A 16,241-nucleotide genomic window follows, 5' to 3' on the forward strand; every position below is an offset into this window, starting at 1 on the left:
AATGGCTGAAGTACTTGTGCTCATCGAGCATGCCGACGGTGCCGTCAAGAAGGTCACCACCGAACTGCTCACCGCCGCGCGCGCCCTGGGCGAGCCCGCCGCCGTCGTGCTCGGCGCCGCGGGCACCGGCGACAAACTGGCCGATGCGCTGGCCGCCGCCGGCGCCGCGAAGATCTACGTCGCCGAATCCGACGATGTGGACAACTACCTGGTGACCCCGAAGGTCGACGTGCTCGCCGGACTGGTCGAATCCGCGTCCCCGGCCGCCGTGCTGGTCGCCGCCACCGCCGAGGGCAAGGAGGTGTCGGGCCGCCTCGCCGCGCGCATCGGCTCCGGCCTGCTCGTCGACGTCATCGACGTGAAGTCCGACGGTTCGGTCGTGCACTCCATCTTCGGTGGCGCGTTCACCGTCGACGCCAAGGCCACCGGCGATGTGCCGGTGATCTCGGTGCGTCCCGGCGCGATCGAGGCCGCGCCGCAGGCAGGCGCCGGTGAGAAGGTCGCCGTCGAAGTGCCCGCGCAGGAAGACGGCGTCGTCAAGGTCGTATCCCGTGAGCCGGTCGTCGCCGGTGACCGCCCGGAGCTCACCGAGGCGAGCATCGTCGTCTCCGGTGGCCGCGGCGTCGGTTCCGCCGACAACTTCTCGGTGGTCGAGGCGCTGGCCGATTCGCTCGGCGCGGCCGTCGGCGCATCGCGCGCCGCGGTGGACTCGGGTTACTACCCGGGCCAGTTCCAGGTCGGCCAGACCGGTAAGACGGTCTCCCCGCAGCTGTACATCGCCCTCGGCATCTCCGGCGCCATCCAGCACCGCGCCGGTATGCAGACCTCGAAGACCATCGTCGCGGTCAACAAGGACGAGGAAGCCCCGATCTTCGAGATCGCGGACTACGGCATCGTCGGCGACCTGTTCAACGTCGCCCCGCAGCTGACCGAGGCGGTCAAGGCGCACAAGGGCTAGGCTGCTCCGCCTCTCCGCGTATTTTGGCGGACCTGTCAGGTGCGCGGTGGGTTGGCAACCCGGCTGGCGAAAGTGGGCGGCTCGGGTGGCCGGTTCCCGGTGAGTTACCCATGTGCTCGCCAAATCTGTTGTTGCGTAGGGTAGCAACAGATTTGGCGAGCCTTTCGCTTTATTCGGGCGGTCGAAGGCATTCGAAGTTTTTGGCCACCGGATCCACGGATTCGGTGGGCTTGCTTGTGCGACAGTGGTTTTGGTGAAAACCGTTCTGGCTCAGTGCTGTTCGAGCGTGGCGAGTAGGGTTTCCAGAATCGGTGAGCGGCGAATATCGCTGCGCAGCACCGCCGAAACCGGGATGCGCAGGCGGTGGTCGGCCAGTCGCAACGCCACCAGGCCCTCGGTCGAGCTCTCGGCGTAGAGCACAGTCCAGGCGTCGGGGCGGTTGATCAATTCCATCGACGCGGTGTGATCGGGCGGGATCGGCGGGCCGTAGGTCGGGCCGCTGGCCTGATCGGCGAAGGCCTGCCGAATGATGGTGTGCAGCAACACCTGTTCCTGTTCCGGCGGCAGCAGCAGCGGATAGCGGCTGAGGTCGGCGAGCGTCACGGCGTCGCCCGCGGACAGCGGATGGCCCGGCGCGGTGACGATCACCAGATCCTCGACCCAGAGTTGGCGCACCGTGAGACCCGGCTGGTCGACGCTGCCGCGGATGAGTGCGAGATCGCAGTCGCCGTCGGCCACCGCGGCGATGCGCTGACGGAAGGGTTTGATCACGAATTCGATCTCCGCGCCCGGGTGCTCGGCGCGGGTGCTCGCGATGGCCGACAGCGACCGGGTCGCGAAGGACATGTTGGCGGCCAGCCGCACCCGAGGACCCGAGGTACGCACGGCCGCGCGGATGGCGGACTCCAGGCTGAGCATCTGTTTCGCAAGGGGAAGTAGCCGCGTGGTCGCGTCGGTGGGTACCACCGATCTTGTCGAACGCTCGAACAGCTGCACACCGAGATCGCGCTCCAGCCGGGAGATCTGATGGCTGATCGCCGACTGTGAGATAAAACACCTCGTCGCCGCACCGCTGAAGCTGAGCTCCTCACACACCGCGACGAAGTACGTGAGCTGGCGAAGTTCCACCATCGCCTCCGATTCATTACTGATCCAGATAAGAGTCATCTACATTATGCGCCTTATCCCCTGGAACATCCGCGTTCAAAATGACGGTTGCTAATGAGAGAAGGAGGATGTCATGCAGTACGTGGACGCGGGAATCGAAACCGCGGAAGTGGTCATCGTCGGATCGGGCTTCGGCGGTCTCGCCGCCGCCAAGCAGCTGGCCAAGTCGGGAATCAACTACGTGCTGATCTCCAGCACGCCTGAACACCTTTTCCAGCCGCTGTTGTACCAGGTTGCGACGGGTGTGCTGGCCTCGGGGGAGATCGCCCCGCCCATCGCCGGGGTGCTGCGGCGGCACAAGGAGGCCGATGTCCGCCTCGGCAAGGTCACCGCGCTCGACGCGGACCGCGCCATCCTGACCTACGAGACCGCCGAGGGCCCGCGCCGCATCCGCTACGGCTCGCTGATCGCCGCCACCGGCGCCAGCCAGTCGTACTTCGGCCGCGACGATTTCGCCGACAAGACGTTCTCGCTCAAGACCATCGATGACGCGAAACTGCTGCGCGCCCAGATCGAGCGCGTCTTCACCGAGGCGAAGGACGCCGACCCGGCCACTCGCGAACGACTGCTCAGCTTCGTGGTCGTCGGCGCGGGCGCGACCGGCGTCGAGGTCGCGGGTCAGCTGAAGGAACTCGCGAAAAGGCACTACCACCAAGAGATTTCGGTCACGTTGGTGGAGGGCGCCGGTGAGGTGCTGCCCCCGTTCGGCGGCGGGCTCTCGGAATACGCGAAGAAGTCGTTGACCCGCAGCGGCGTCGAGGTGCTGCTCGGCACGTTCGTCACCGATATCGAACCGGGCAAGGTCACCGTCAAGGGCAAGGACGGCGTCGAACGCGGCATCGCCGCCGAGACCATCGTCTGGTCGGCCGGGGTGCAGGCGGGCGGTTTCGCGAAGGTCCTCGCCGAGGCCACCGGCGTCGAAACCGACCGTGCCGGAAGGCTTCTGATCAACCAGGACCTCACCGTCGGCGGCCACGCCGATATCTTCGCCATCGGCGATATGACCTCGCTGAACGGCTACCCGGGCCAGTCGCCGGTCGCCATGCAGGAGGGCCGCCACGCGGCCGACATCATCCGCCGCAAGAAGCAGCCGGGCACCCCGTTCAAGTACTGGGACAAGGGCAGCATGGCGGTGATCAGCCGGTTCAGCGCGGTGACCAAGCTGAACGAGCACATCACCTTCTGCGGCGTCATCGCCTGGTTCATGTGGCTCGCGGTGCACCTGTTCTACCTGGTCGGCTTCCGGAATCGCTTTGCGGCCGTTGCCTCCTGGCTCGTCGCGTTCATCGGTACCGGGCGGCCCGGTTTCGCCGAGGCGCACAAGGCGGCCGAGGTGGTTCAATTGCCCGATCGACGAGCCGCCTGACCGGGTTGCCAAGCGGCGCTTCGTGATCCCGGTCACGCGACGCCGAATGCCGAACGGCCGAACGGAATCGGTGACCCGGTGGAACGGCGGATTGCGTGAGGGCTCCGTCGCTCCCGGCGTCATCGAATCGGTTCGGCCGTCGCCCGACCCGGTGGTCGGCCAGACCGGCAAGCAGAAGAAATGCGCAGGTAGGACGCGATTACGCGAACTGAGCGCGACCGCTCGGTGAACGCTCGGTGTGACTGTCGTCTCGTTCACCGAAGCGGCATCGGGGCGACACTCAGAGGTCGCCCCGGCGCAGTGTCGAGCTGGCTTCATCGGACATATGACAGCATCGCGCAGCGATACGTTGAGGGGTGGCGGTGGACCGGTTTCGTCCGTGGCGACGTTCCCGGCTCGACCGGCGGACTCCGGGGTGGAACGGTCCCGCTACTCGCTCGTCGTCTCGTCCGACGCCGAACATCGCGAGGCCGCCCAGCGGTTGCGCTACCAGGTGTTCGCCAACGAACCGGGTTTCCACATCCCCGACAACGGTACGGGGCTGGACGCGGACCGGTTCGACGAGCACTGCGACCACCTGCTGGTGCGCGACGATCTGACCGAACAATTCGTCGGTTGCTATCGAATGTTGCCGCCGGACAAGGTGACCGCGGCGGGCGGTTATTACACGGCGACGGAATTCGATCTGGCCCAATTGGATCCGGTCGGTCAGCGGATCGTCGAGATGGGCCGGGCCTGCGTGGTGCCCGATCACCGCAACGGTTCGGTGGTGACGCTCATGTGGGCGGGCATCCTGCACTACATCCAGCTCACCGGATACGACTGGGTGATGGGCTGCGCCTCGGTGCCGATGCGGGACACACCGGCGGATCCGCCCGGCGCGAATGTGCGCGGCGTGCGCGACATGCTGCTCGGCAAACACGGCTGTGATCCGGAGCGACGGGTGCTGCCGTACCGCCCGGTGGTCGTCGACGGTAAGACGCTCGATGAGCTGACCCCGCCGTCGCGCCCCAAGCTGCCGCCGCTGCTGCGCGGCTATCTGCGGCTCGGCGCCGAGATCTGCGGTGAGCCCGCACATGATCCGGATTTCGCGGTCGCCGATTTCGTCGTGCTGCTCGGCCTGGACACCATCAACCGGCGGTATCTCGAGCGGCTACAGGGTGCGGCCGCCACCTTCGACGGGCGGTGAGCGCGATGGTATTCGACGCGCCACCGGCCCAGGTGACCCATGCGTGGATGCCGTCGAGCCCGTGCGGGCCCGGCTGTATCGAGGCCATCGATCAGGTTGGTACCGCCCGGGTTGCGGTCCGCCTGGTGCGGATCGTCGGACTGCTCGTCAGTTTCCCGGTGGCGCACGTGCTGACGCCGCTGCGGTGGCGGACCGGACTGCAGCGCCGGTATGCGGGAATGTTGTTGCGCAGCCTCGGAATTCGTTTGCGTGTCATCGACAACCGAACGGACCGTGTGGATTCCGGTGCGCTGGTGGTGATCGGGCATATCGGCTGGACCGATATCGTCGCGCTGTCCGCGGTGCGGCCGCTGGGCTTCGTGGCGCGGGCCGACATGGTGGAGTGGCCGCTGATCGGCGGGCTGGCGAAGCTGCTGCGGGTGATCCCGATCGAACGGGAGAAGTTGCGCGAATTGCCCGGCGTCGTAGCCGAACTCGGCGCGCGGCTGGCGGCGGGTGAGCAGGTCGCGGCCTTCCCGGAGGGCACCACCTGGTGTGGCCGGGCATACGGCACCATGCGCCCCGCGCTCTTCCAGGCGGCCATCGATGCCGGGGTGCCGGTGCAGCCGGTGCGATTGCGCTATCTGGACCGGCACGGCGTGCAGACGACGGTGCCGGGATTCGTCGGCGTCGACACCTTCGCCACCTCGGCGGGCCGGGTGCTGCGATCGCGCGGGATGGTTGTCGAGATCGCGCTGCAGCCGTTGGAGCTACCGGGCGAGGATCGGCGTGAGCTGGCCCGTCGCGCCCAGCGTGCGGTGCACGGCGTCGAGCCGATCCGGCGCGACCAGCACGGCTACGGCTGGATCGAGGCGACGGCCACCAAGGTTCGGGATCCGGAATCTGGCGCGGTGGCCGAGCCCGCAGTGCGCAGACCGCGCCGCCGACTACTACCGGGCAGGCGGGTTCGCGGCGGGGAGCACGCCGCCCTCTCCTGATTCGAGCCTTGACTTTCCTACTGGGAAAGTGAGAGCCTTACTTTCCAGGTAGGAAAGTGAGGATGTCATGGAGAATATGGTTCCTGACCAGGCCCGCGCCGCACTCGAGGCGGCCGAGCGGGCCCGGCGGCAGGTGGCCGATGAGGTCGGTCTGCCGCGCGGCTATTGGTGGGCGCTCGCGGGCGGTTGGCTCGTACTGGGTGTGGTCGGCGAGTGGGGGCCGTGGTGGTTGATCACCATCGCGACGCTCGGCTTCGGTATGGGGCATTCGACGCTCGCGTCGCGATTGCTCGACGGGCGGCGGCGAACGGATCGTCTGCAGGTCAGCGCGGCCGTGGCCGGGCGGCGCATCCCGCTGGTGGTGATCGGCATGCTGATCGCGCTGGTCGGTCTCACCATCGTGGCGGCATTCGCGTTCGACGCCGACGGTGCGACCCACCCGACCATCTGGGCGGCGGTGTTCGTCGCGGCCGTCGTCGGCTTCGGCGGACCGGAAATCCTTCGGGTACTTCGGCATTGGGCTCGGGCATGACCGTTCCGCGATTCGACGAGCTGATCCACCCGAGCACTCGGCTCTCACTGGTGGCGACGCTCGCGGCGGCGGACTGGGCCGAATTCGCCTATCTGAAGGATCGGCTGAGCCTGTCCGATTCGGCACTGTCCAAGCAGCTGGCGACCTTGGAAGAGGCCGGATACGTCGCGACGGAACGCCGCCTGGACGGCACGCGCAGGAAGGTCCGCGCCCGGCTGACCGACGCCGGGCGCGCGGCCTTCGACGGGCATATCGCAGCCCTTCAGGAAATAGTCGCCAGCGCCCGGCCCGAGCGCACCTGAGCCCTTCGATCGCATGGTCCCGCCGCGGCATACCGGTTATGACGATTCCGCCGGTGCGACCCAGGCCTGGATCGCCGAACAGGCTCGACGCACCCCCGGAGATGTCTGTCCCCGATGCGAGACTCTGGGACGTGCGATGGGCGTTGGCGGAAACAGACGACGGAGGGGCGCGGCTATGCCCACTCGATCGGGACGGCCGTCCCGCGGGACCGGTGGTCCGCGAACCGTCGCTCGCCGCCGCGGTGCGTTCGCGTCCCGAGGTCGAGCGGTGGGTCTGGCGCTCGACCGCCGAGATCTATCGGCGGCTGCTCGCGGCCGGTGTCCGGGTCGAACGGTGCTATGACGTCGAGGCCGCGGAGGCCCTGCTGATCGGCCATGAGGAGGGTCAGTCGGGCCAGGCCCGCTCGCTGGCGGCGGCGTGGGCGCGGCTGCACAAGCTGCCCGTCCCGCCGGACGCACCCGTGCGGGCCGCGGAAACCCAGCCGTCGCTGTTCGAGTCCGGCCCGGTGCCGCTGCCGCCCGGCACGGACGAGTTCACCGCGCTGCTGGAGGTGTACGCCGGACAGCTCGCCCGTACCGAGCGGACCGAATATCCCGAGCGGATGCGGCTGCTGCTGGCCGCCGAATCGGCGGGCATGCTGGTGGCGACGGAACTGTCGAGAACCGGAATCCCTTGGCGCGCGGACGTTCACCGGGAATTGCTCGATCGTCTGCTCGGTGAGCGTTTTCCGGGCGGGGAGCCGAGGCGGATGGCGGAGCTGGCCGACGAGGTATCGCGTGCCTTCGGGACGCGGGTTCGGCCGGATCTGCCCAACGACATCATCAAAGCCTTTGCCCGAGCCGGTATTTCGCTTTCGTCCACCCGAAAGTGGGAGCTGCGGCGGATCGATCATCCCGCGGTGGAGCCGCTGCTCGCCTACAAATCGCTCTACCGCCTGTACACCAGCAACGGCTGGTCCTGGCTGGAGCAGTGGGTGCACGACGGCCGCTTCCGCCCCGAATATCTGCCCGGCGGAACGGTTTCCGGGCGCTGGACCACCAATGGCGGTGGTGCACTGCAGATTCCGAAGGTGATCCGGCAGGCGATCCGCGCCGATCCGGGTTGGCGGCTGGTGGTCGCCGATGCCGCTCAGATGGAGCCGAGGGTGCTCGCCGCGATCTCCCGCGACCCCGGTCTGATGGAGGTGGCCGGACGCGGCGAGGACCTATACGCGGACCTGGCCGCCCGCGTCTTCGGCGGTGACCGCGCGCAGGCCAAAATCGCGCTGCTGGGCGCGATTTACGGCCAGACCTCCGGCGATGCGCGCGCTCATATGGCCGAACTCCGCCGGCGGTATCCGGCCGCGGTGGCATATGTCGACGATGCGGCGCGCGCGGGCGAGGAGGGTCGCCTGGTGCGAACCTGGTTGGGCCGCACCTGCCCGCCGCTGCATGCCACGCTCGACGAGATGGACCAATTCCAGGAGGACGGCGCCGGATACGGCAGCACCGCGGCTGCGCGCGCCCGCGGCCGCTTCACCCGCAATTTCGTGGTGCAGGGCAGCGCCGCCGACTGGGCCCTGCTGATGCTCGCGGGCCTGCGGCACGCGCTGACGAATGCGGGACTGCGCGCCGAAATGGTTTTCTTCCAACACGACGAGGTGATCGTGCACTGTCCGGAGCAGGAGGCCGCCGCGGTCGCCGATGCGATCGCGACCGCCGCCGATGCGGCGGGCCGGATCGTCTTCGGCCCGACACCGGTGCGCTTCCCGTTCACTACCGCGGTGGTCGAATGCTATTGGGACGCGAAATAATCAGAACTGCGCTGCCGCGGCGACCAGCATGTCGCGGGATTGCTGTCGGGTTTGGGCCTGTAAGGCGAGGATGTCCATCAGCTCGCGATAAACATCGATATCCTCGCGCCGATCCAGATACATCGCGCTGGCCACCTGCTCCAGATAGACGATATCGGGCAGTACCTGCTCGGCGAATCGGAGCAGTGTGAACGAGGTGCCCGCCGCGGCGATACCACCGGCGAGGAACGGTATTACCTGGATGGTCACATTCGGCCGGTCCGACATCCGCACCAGATGCTCGATTTGCTCGCGCATTACGGTCGCTCCGCCGACCGGCCTGCGTAGCACGGCCTCGTCCAGCACCGCCCACAGCGTCGGCCCGCCGGGCGCATCGAGGATCTGCTGACGCTTGCATCGCAGCTCGACTCGCCGCCCTGCCTCGGCACTCTCGCGGCGACCGAGCGCGACGACCGCGCGGGCATAGTTCCTGGTCTGCAGCAGGCCGGGGACCAGGTGACCCTCGAAGGTTCTGATCAACGTCGCGGCCCCCTCCAGGCCGAGATAGGTCTGGAACCACGGCGGCAGCAGGTCGCTGTACGGATGCCACCATCCCGGCCGATTCGCCTTGCGAACCAGGGCCAGCACCATCTCGCGCTGAGCCGGGTCGCGCACGCCGTAGAGGGCCAACAGATCCGCGACGTCGCGCTCCTTGAATCCGGTGCGCCCGAGTTCGAGCCGACTGATCTTGGCGTGTGAGCCGCGGATGTGCCTACCCGCATCCGCGGGCGTAATCCCGCATTCCTCGCGCAGTTTGCGGAGTTGACCACCGATCGCGATTCGCAGTGCGGTCGGCCCGCAGTCCGCCACATCGGAGACATCGGCTTCGAAAAGGGGTGCGGCAGAATCAAATTGCCCGACCCGGATCGGCTCCGCGCACATGTTGATCCTAACTCCGATGCTCAGTGATCACCGCTGGTAACCCGCGAATTTTCCCCGCAAGTCCCCACCGCTTCGCCCATGGTATCGCCGCCGTCGGGTGAATCGCCCGGGCTTGTCATCGTTTTCGGCACACGCCGCCCAACACGGTCAGCCGGGTGGGCGGCAGATCGCGGCCGAGCCGGTCTCGGATCGGTGCGACGCCGGGGCCGAACATTTCGAAACCGCGAAGATGGTGGGCGAAAGCGAGATAGCTTCCCGGTGTCATTACCGCGCGGAATCGTGCGATGATCTCGACCGGTTGATCGAAGTCGAATCCCGCCTCGGTTCGCGGACGTTCGATGATTTCTGCCGCCATTTCCGCGAAACGGCGGCGAGAATCGCGATGGCGTCGCCGATGCCATTGCCCTGCCCGCGCGAACAGGCTGGAAACGCCGTCAGCCTGCGGGAACCGGCGTAATCGGCAATAGCAGATCCATGCTAGATCCCCAGATGTGAGCCGAGCCGAATCCCCAGAGTCCGTGCGAAACAATAACGCTGCAGGGATTCCTGTTCGGGATTCGAATACATATCACCTGTTATAGGCGGGGCCCGATCCGGAGCGATTGTATTCGAGTGAATTGCAATTACCGATATTGCTGCGTTCGCGGCTGCTATCAATAGAAAGGTATTTCGATGTTCATGAACCGAATATTCAGATTATTCGGCCTGATTGTCCTGGCTTTCGGCCTGATGATCGGTGGTGCGATAGCCAACGCGGCGGACCGGCAAGGTGCGACCGTCTCGCCGCTCACCGCCGATGACGCCTCCGACCAGGCGAGCGCCGCCGGTTGCCCCAGCGGCTCGTATTCGTTCCAGACCCCGTGGGGCCTCGGCGGATGCGCCGCATGCCAGGACGGTTGCGCCATCGACGTGTTCTGGAACGACGGACACGAGGAGGATTTCGCGATCGGATCCGACCACCAGGTCTATCGAGCGCTGAACGGTGCGCAGCACTGGACCAGCATGGGCGGGTGGGCGAAAGACAGCATCTCCGCCTACTACTGGCACGACACCTACGCGACCATCGACGTGATCGGTCGCGACAGCCGTCACTGGTGCAGTTCTTGGACCGGCAGCAGCTGGCAGTCGTGGCACCGGTGTGAGGGGTCGTAGCCGGATGATGTCACCGCGCTGAAGTTCGGCGGAACGATTACGCCGGAACGAAGTACGACTGCCGTGCCGGCACGGCAGTCGTACTTCGTCGCGGGGCGGGCTTCGGGAATATGCGAGGCCGTGACCGGGTTACGACTCCTGGATGAGTCCGGTAACCAGGGGGAGACCCCGAAGATGCGCTGGTCAACGGTGGGATAGGCTATCTCGGTCATGAAGTCGGGTTTTTCGGGTCCGGTCAGCGGTGCTGCGCCCCAGATGGTCTACCTCGATCATGCGGCGACCACTCCCATGCTGCCCGCCGCGGTCGAGGCGATGACGGCCGCGCTGATGCGCACCGGTAACGCCTCCTCGCTGCACGGATCGGGGCGCGCGGCGCGCCGGTCGCTGGAGGAGGCGCGCGAATCCATCGCCGCCGATCTGGGCGCCAGGCCCTCGGAGGTCATCTTCACCTCCGGCGGCACCGAGAGCGACAACCTGGCGGTGAAGGGCATCTATTGGGCGCGCCGCGACGCCGACCCCCGCCGCACCCGGATCATCGCGAGCTCGATAGAGCATCACGCGGTGCTCGACGCCGTGGAATGGCTGGAGCGTCACGAGGGTGCGCAGGTCACCTGGCTACCGGTCGACGCGGAGGGCGTCGTCGCGCCGCGGGTGCTGCGCGCCGCGCTGGCCGAATACCCGGGTGAGGTGGCGCTCGTCACCATCATGTGGGCCAACAACGAGGTCGGCACGATTCAGCCGATCAGTGAATTGGCTTCGGTCGCACGGGAATTCGATGTGCCGATGCACAGCGACGCGATACAGGCCGCGGCCCAGCTGCCGATCGATTTCGCGGCGAGCGGACTTTCGGCCGCCAGCATCGCGGGTCACAAGCTCGGCGGGCCGCACGGCGCGGGCGTGCTGCTGCTCGGCCGCGAGGTGCCGTGTGTGCCGCTGCTGCACGGCGGCGGGCACGAACGGGATCTGCGATCGGGCACCTCCGACACCGCGGCGGCCGTCGGACTCGCCACCGCACTGCACCAGACGGCGACCGAATTGCCGACGTACGCGGCGCGATTGCGGACGCTGCGCGACGAGCTCATCGAAGGCGTGCTGGCCGCGATACCGGATGCGGTGCTCAACGGCCCGCGCGACGAGCGCAGGCTGCCGGGCAACGCCCACTTCACTTTCCCCGGCTGCGAAGGCGATTCGCTGCTCATGCTGCTGGACGCGGCGGGCATCGAATGCTCGACCGGTTCGGCCTGCAACGCCGGGGTCGCCACGCCGAGCCATGTGCTGATCGCCATGGGCGTTCCGGCCTGGCAGGCGCGCGGGTCACTGCGATTCTCGTTGGGGCACACCACGACCCGCGCCGATACCGATGCGCTGCTTCGGGTGCTGCCCCAGGTTGTCGAACGGGCCATGGCCGCGGGCCTGGCCGGTGCGAAAGGAGGTGTCTGATGCGGGTACTCGCCGCGATGAGCGGTGGAGTCGATTCGGCGGTCGCGGCCGCGCGTGCCGTCGACGCGGGCCATGAGGTGGTCGGCGTGCACCTGGCGCTGTCGGCGACACCGGGCACCCTGCGCACGGGTTCGCGCGGGTGCTGTTCGAAGGAGGACGCCGGCGATGCCCGGCGGGCCGCCGACGTACTCGGAATCCCGTTCTACGTATGGGATTTCGCGGATCGCTTCAAGGAAGACGTGATCGACGATTTCGTCGCGGCCTATGCGGCGGGTGAGACGCCGAACCCGTGCCTGCGCTGCAACGAGAAGATCAAGTTCTCGGCGCTCGCCGATCGGGCGGTCGCGCTCGGCTTCGACGCGGTCGTCACCGGGCACTACGCGCGGCTCGACGACGGTGTGCTGCGGCGCGCGGTCGACGCCGACAAAGATCAGTCGTACGTGCTCGCGGTGCTCACCGCGGAACAGTTGTCCCGCGCCATGTTCCCGGTGGGCGACACCCCCAAGCCGCAGATCCGCGCGGAGGCCGCCGAACGCGGTCTCGCGGTGGCGAACAAGCCGGACAGCCACGACATCTGCTTCATTCCGTCCGGCGACACCCGGGCCTTCCTCGGCGCGAAGATCGGCATCCGGCCGGGCGCCGTCGTCGATGCCGACGGCACCGAATTGGCGAAACACGAAGGCGTGCACGGGTTTACCATCGGCCAGCGCAAGGGGCTCGGCCTGCCGGGGCCCGCCGCCGACGGGAAACCGCGCTATGTCACCGGAATCGATCCCGACTCCGGCACGGTGCGGGTCGGCTCGGCCGATGACCTGCGGGTGTGGACGGTCGATGCGGCACAGGCGGTTTGGACCTCGGGCTTGGCGCCGGACGGTCCGATCGAATGCGTCGCGCAGGTGCGCGCGCACGGCGGCACCGCCCCCGCGGTGGCCGAGGCGGTCGGCGACGGCATGCTGGTGCGGTTGCGTGAGCCGCTCACCGGTGTCGCACGCGGTCAGGCGGTCGTGGTGTATCGCCCGGATCCGTTGGGCGACGAGGTGATCGGCAGCGGCACCATCACCGGCACCGGCAAGGACCGCGCCGAGTTGGACACGATCGGCAGCCGTGACCGAAATCGGTAGTGGCGCGGCGAATCAGGTGGTACAGGCATTGCGTGGCGGCATCGCGACCGGCGTCGGATCATGGCCGGGCGCCGACCCGCGCGAGGCGGCGTCGACGATCGTCGGCGAGCTCGCGGAGTTGCCGCATCTGGTCGAGCTGCCGCGGCGCGGGGCGGGCGCGGATATGGTCGGCCGAGCCTCGGCGCTGCTGATCGACCTGCGATTCGATACGACGACGCGCGGCTATCGGCTCGCCGCCCGGCCGGGCGCGGTATCGCGACGGGCGCACGATCTGCTGCGCACCGATCTCGACGCGCTCGAAGAGGCTTGGGAGACAGCGGGTCTCGCGGGGCGTGGGCATCCGGTGAAGGTGCAGGCGGCCGGACCGCTCACCCTCGCCGCGCAGGTGGAGCTGCCCGGCGGACATCGGGTGCTCACCGATTCCGGTGCGGTGCGCGACCTTTCGGCATCGCTGGCCGAGGGATTGGCACAGCACGTCGCCGAGGTGCGCAGGCGGCTCGGCGCGGAAGTCGTTGTGCAACTGGATGAGCCGTCGCTCAGTGCGGTGCTGGACGGGTCGCTGCGCGGTGTCAGCGTGTTGAATACGGTGGCCGCCGTGCCCGAGCCCGAGGCGCTCGCGGTCCTCGATGGTGTGATCGACGCGCAGACGGCGCCGGTGCTCGTCCACACCTGCGCCGAACCACCCGCCCTGCGCTTCCTGAGCAAAAGCGCCTGCGCCGCAATGGGTTTCGACATAGCGGCGATCGGCGTCAAGGATCTCGACGGTATCGGCGAAGCCCTCGACGCGAGCAAACTCCTTGTCCTGGGCCTGATCCCGACCACCGCCCCGGCCGCCCCGCCGACATGGCGCGATTTCGCCGAACCCGGTGTGCGCCTCATCGATCGCCTCGGCTTCCCCCGCACCACCCTCGCCACCTCCGTCATGGTGAGCCCGTCCTGCGGCCTCGCCGCGGCGCCCATTGCCTGGGCCCGCAAGGCCCTCGCCCTGAGCGCCGAGGTGGCCCGCGCCTTCGCCGAGGACCCGGAATCCCTCACCTTCGGCTAGCCGCCCCGATCTTGGTTGCTTTGCGGGGCATCCGTCCTTGGGGGCTGTCCATGATAAACGTCGGTTCTGATGGGCGTTGACGTGGCGATACTTGTCGGTCGGCTCGGCTAATGTGCCAGTTTGTGAGTGACGAAGGCGTGGCGGTGCCGGCGACGGCGGAGCAGCGGGTGCGTTGGCAGGAACTGGCGGACGAGGTGCGCGAGCACCAGTTCCGCTACTACGTGCGCGATGCGCCGATCATTTCGGACGGCGAATTCGACAAGCTACTGCGCAGCCTGGAGGAGCTGGAGAACGAGCATCCGGATCTGCGCACGCCGGATTCGCCGACCCAGCTGGTCGGCGGCGGTTTCGCCACCGATTTCACCGCGGTCGACCATCTGGAGCGAATGCTCTCGCTGGACAATGTGTTCGACTACGACGAGCTGCGCGCCTGGGCGAGCCGGGTGGAGGCCGAGGCCGGCGCGAACCTGCACTACCTGTGCGAGGTGAAGATCGACGGTGTCGCGCTCAACCTCGTCTACGAGAAGGGCAGGCTGGTGCGCGGTGCGACCCGCGGCGACGGGCGCACCGGTGAGGACGTCACGCTCAACGCGCGCACCATCGAGGACATCCCGGGCGAGCTCACGGCCCATCCCGAATTCCCGATCCCGGACGTGCTGGAGGTCCGCGGCGAGGTGTATTTCCGGCTGGAGGATTTCGAATCGCTGAACGCCCAGATCGTCGCCGAGGGTAAACCGCCGTACGCGAATCCGCGCAATACCGCCGCGGGTTCGCTGCGGCAGAAGGATCCGTCGGTCACCGCGCGGCGCCGGCTGCGGATGATCTGCCACGGTTTCGGTCGGATGGAGGGTTACTCGCCCACCTCACAGCACGAGGCCTACCGCGCGCTCGCTGCCTGGGGTCTGCCGGTTTCCGAGCACACCCGCCTGGTACAGGGCATCGACGCGGTGATCGAGCGGGTCGCCTATTGGGGCGAGCACCGGCACGATATCGAGCACGAGATCGACGGCCAGGTCATCAAGGTCGATCAGATGGCGCTGCAGCGGCGCCTCGGGTCCACCTCGCGCGCCCCGCGCTGGGCGATCGCCTACAAATATCCGCCGGAGGAGGCCACCACCAAACTGCTCGGCATCGAGGTGAACGTCGGCCGCACCGGCCGGGTGACGCCGTTCGCGGTGATGGAGCCGGTGTCGATCGCCGGGTCGACGGTCGCGCGGGCGACGCTGCACAATGCCTCCGAGGTCAAGCGCAAGGGCGTGCTGATCGGTGACACCGTCACCATCCGCAAGGCGGGTGATGTGATTCCCGAGGTGCTCGGCCCGGTGGTCGACGCGCGTACCGGCGACGAGCGCGAATTCGTCATGCCGACGCACTGCCCGGAGTGCGGATCGGAACTCGCGCCGGAGAAGGAGAGCGACGCCGATATCCGCTGCCCGAATCAGCAGTATTGCCCGGCGCAGTTGCGCGAGCGCGTGTTCCATGTCGCGGGCCGCGGCGCGTTCGATATCGAGGCGCTCGGCTATGAGGGCGCGATCGACCTGTTGAAATCGGGTGCGATCACCGATGAGGGTGATCTGTTCGATCTGGATGAGGCGCGGCTGCTCACCACCTCGCTGTACGCCAATATCGATGGCAGCCTGTCCGCGAACGGCAAACGGCTGCTGGAGAATCTGCGGGTCGCCAAGGACCGGCCGCTGTGGCGGGTGCTGGTCGGCCTGTCGATCCGGCATGTCGGCCCGACCGCCGCGCGGGCGCTGGCCGCGCAGCTCGGCAGCATGGACCGGGTGCGCGAGGCGTCGGCCGAGGAATTGGCCGCGGTGGACGGCGTCGGCCCGACGATTGCGGCGGCGGTGGCCGAATGGTTCACCGTGCACTGGCATTTGGCGATCGTCGACAAGTGGCGGGCCGCGGGTGTTCGGATGGAGGACGAGCGCGACGAATCCATCGAGCGCAATCTCGAGGGCCTTTCGATCGTGGTGACCGGATCGCTGCAGGGTTTCACCCGCGACGGGGCCAAGGAGGCGATCCTGGTGCGCGGCGGTAAGGCGGCCGGATCGGTGTCGAAGAAGACGGCGTTCGTCGTGATCGGCGATTCGCCGGGGTCCAAGGCCGCCAAGGCGGAGGAGCTGGGGGTGCCGATCCTGGACGAGGCCGGATTCCGGTTGCTGCTGGAGCAGGGGCCGCAAGCCGTTGCGCCGTCGGCGAACGAGGACGCCGCGGCGGAGTGACACCTTGACCTGAACCTTTCTTCAGGTATGACGATCGACTGGTAGCGAAT

At 67.8% G+C, this 16,241-nt stretch carries 15 protein-coding genes; 12 read left to right on the top strand and 3 right to left on the bottom strand.

The annotated features are described in order from the left end of the window. The first annotated feature begins 1 nt into the window (after position 1). The gene (locus LGY53_RS27700) at positions 2-958 is read left to right on the top strand and encodes an electron transfer flavoprotein subunit alpha/FixB family protein (protein ID WP_225729652.1); all 957 of its coding nucleotides are present in this window, start codon (positions 2-4) and stop codon (positions 956-958) included. A gap of 270 nt (positions 959-1,228) precedes the next feature. Here the strand turns inward: LGY53_RS27700 and LGY53_RS27705 are convergent, their stop codons facing one another. Next, positions 1,229-2,086 carry a LysR family transcriptional regulator gene (locus tag LGY53_RS27705; protein WP_225729830.1) on the bottom strand — a complete coding sequence of 286 codons (858 nt, stop codon included), beginning with the start codon at positions 2,084-2,086 and terminating at the stop codon, positions 1,229-1,231. A gap of 112 nt (positions 2,087-2,198) precedes the next feature. Here LGY53_RS27705 and LGY53_RS27710 point away from each other — a divergent pair, with 112 nt between their 5' ends. The 6 genes from LGY53_RS27710 to LGY53_RS27735 all read left to right on the top strand — a co-directional run bounded on the left by LGY53_RS27710 (position 2,199) and on the right by LGY53_RS27735 (position 8,284). Next, a complete protein-coding gene (locus LGY53_RS27710; RefSeq protein ID WP_225729653.1) occupies positions 2,199-3,491 on the top strand; it encodes an NAD(P)/FAD-dependent oxidoreductase in 1,293 nt (430 codons plus the stop codon). A 325-nt stretch (positions 3,492-3,816) separates the two neighbouring features. Next, on the top strand, positions 3,817-4,680 hold the full coding sequence (locus LGY53_RS27715; RefSeq protein WP_225729654.1) for a GNAT family N-acetyltransferase: 864 nt from the start codon (positions 3,817-3,819) through the stop codon (positions 4,678-4,680). After that, on the top strand, positions 4,677-5,657 hold the full coding sequence (locus LGY53_RS27720; RefSeq protein WP_374111246.1) for a lysophospholipid acyltransferase family protein: 981 nt from the start codon (positions 4,677-4,679) through the stop codon (positions 5,655-5,657). Before LGY53_RS27715 ends, LGY53_RS27720 begins: the two co-directional genes overlap by 4 nt. Positions 5,658-5,733: 76 nt before the next feature. Next, positions 5,734-6,189 (top strand): hypothetical protein, encoded by a 456-nt coding sequence (locus tag LGY53_RS27725; RefSeq protein ID WP_308103004.1) that lies wholly within the window; start codon positions 5,734-5,736, stop codon positions 6,187-6,189. Beyond that, positions 6,186-6,491 (top strand): transcriptional regulator, encoded by a 306-nt coding sequence (locus LGY53_RS27730; protein WP_225729657.1) that lies wholly within the window; start codon positions 6,186-6,188, stop codon positions 6,489-6,491. The genes LGY53_RS27725 and LGY53_RS27730 overlap by 4 nt, the downstream gene beginning before the upstream one ends. 131 nt (positions 6,492-6,622) lie before the next feature. Further along, on the top strand, positions 6,623-8,284 hold the full coding sequence (locus LGY53_RS27735) for a bifunctional 3'-5' exonuclease/DNA polymerase (protein WP_225729658.1): 1,662 nt from the start codon (positions 6,623-6,625) through the stop codon (positions 8,282-8,284). Here the strand turns inward: LGY53_RS27735 and LGY53_RS27740 are convergent, their stop codons facing one another. Then, on the bottom strand, positions 8,285-9,205 hold the full coding sequence (locus tag LGY53_RS27740; RefSeq protein WP_225729659.1) for a helix-turn-helix transcriptional regulator: 921 nt from the start codon (positions 9,203-9,205) through the stop codon (positions 8,285-8,287). It abuts the gene before it with no gap. A 115-nt stretch (positions 9,206-9,320) separates the two neighbouring features. Next, complete coding sequence (locus tag LGY53_RS27745) at positions 9,321-9,560, bottom strand: hypothetical protein (RefSeq protein ID WP_225729660.1); 240 nt, start codon at positions 9,558-9,560, stop codon at positions 9,321-9,323. A gap of 323 nt (positions 9,561-9,883) precedes the next feature. Here LGY53_RS27745 and LGY53_RS27750 point away from each other — a divergent pair, with 323 nt between their 5' ends. From LGY53_RS27750 to ligA, 5 genes are all read left to right on the top strand, one after another. Further along, on the top strand, positions 9,884-10,357 hold the full coding sequence (locus LGY53_RS27750) for a hypothetical protein (RefSeq protein WP_225729661.1): 474 nt from the start codon (positions 9,884-9,886) through the stop codon (positions 10,355-10,357). 210 nt (positions 10,358-10,567) lie between these two features. Continuing rightward, positions 10,568-11,797 carry a cysteine desulfurase family protein gene (locus LGY53_RS27755; protein WP_225729662.1) on the top strand — a complete coding sequence of 410 codons (1,230 nt, stop codon included), beginning with the start codon at positions 10,568-10,570 and terminating at the stop codon, positions 11,795-11,797. Further along, positions 11,797-12,918, top strand: a complete 1,122-nt coding sequence (gene mnmA / locus LGY53_RS27760; protein WP_225729663.1) for a tRNA 2-thiouridine(34) synthase MnmA — start codon at positions 11,797-11,799, stop codon at positions 12,916-12,918. The genes LGY53_RS27755 and mnmA overlap by 1 nt, the downstream gene beginning before the upstream one ends. After that, a complete protein-coding gene (locus LGY53_RS27765) occupies positions 12,902-13,963 on the top strand; it encodes a methionine synthase (protein ID WP_374111247.1) in 1,062 nt (353 codons plus the stop codon). Before mnmA ends, LGY53_RS27765 begins: the two co-directional genes overlap by 17 nt. A 122-nt stretch (positions 13,964-14,085) precedes the next feature. Then, complete coding sequence (ligA, locus tag LGY53_RS27770) at positions 14,086-16,191, top strand: NAD-dependent DNA ligase LigA (protein WP_225729664.1); 2,106 nt, start codon at positions 14,086-14,088, stop codon at positions 16,189-16,191. The last annotated feature ends 50 nt before the right edge of the window (positions 16,192-16,241 follow it).

Origin of the sequence: Nocardia sp. JCM 34519.1, assembly GCF_020361265.1 — a bacterium.
In the GTDB taxonomy this organism is placed as follows: Bacteria; Actinomycetota; Actinomycetes; order Mycobacteriales; family Mycobacteriaceae; genus Nocardia; species Nocardia arthritidis_A.

Excerpts from the sequence above, each read along its gene's own strand:
- LGY53_RS27725 (WP_308103004.1), top strand. The coding sequence starts at position 5,734 with ATGGTTCCTGACCAGGCCCGCGCCGCACTCGAGGCGGCCGAGCGGGCC.
- LGY53_RS27700 (WP_225729652.1), top strand. The coding sequence starts at position 2 with ATGGCTGAAGTACTTGTGCTCATCGAGCATGCCGACGGTGCCGTCAAG.
- LGY53_RS27755 (WP_225729662.1), top strand. The coding sequence starts at position 10,568 with ATGAAGTCGGGTTTTTCGGGTCCGGTCAGCGGTGCTGCGCCCCAGATG.
- LGY53_RS27710 (WP_225729653.1), top strand. The coding sequence starts at position 2,199 with ATGCAGTACGTGGACGCGGGAATCGAAACCGCGGAAGTGGTCATCGTC.
- LGY53_RS27715 (WP_225729654.1), top strand. The coding sequence starts at position 3,817 with ATGACAGCATCGCGCAGCGATACGTTGAGGGGTGGCGGTGGACCGGTT.
- LGY53_RS27740 (WP_225729659.1), bottom strand. The coding sequence starts at position 9,205 with ATGTGCGCGGAGCCGATCCGGGTCGGGCAATTTGATTCTGCCGCACCC.
- LGY53_RS27730 (WP_225729657.1), top strand. The coding sequence starts at position 6,186 with ATGACCGTTCCGCGATTCGACGAGCTGATCCACCCGAGCACTCGGCTC.
- mnmA (WP_225729663.1), top strand. The coding sequence starts at position 11,797 with ATGCGGGTACTCGCCGCGATGAGCGGTGGAGTCGATTCGGCGGTCGCG.
- LGY53_RS27745 (WP_225729660.1), bottom strand. The coding sequence starts at position 9,560 with ATGGCGGCAGAAATCATCGAACGTCCGCGAACCGAGGCGGGATTCGAC.
- LGY53_RS27750 (WP_225729661.1), top strand. The coding sequence starts at position 9,884 with ATGAACCGAATATTCAGATTATTCGGCCTGATTGTCCTGGCTTTCGGC.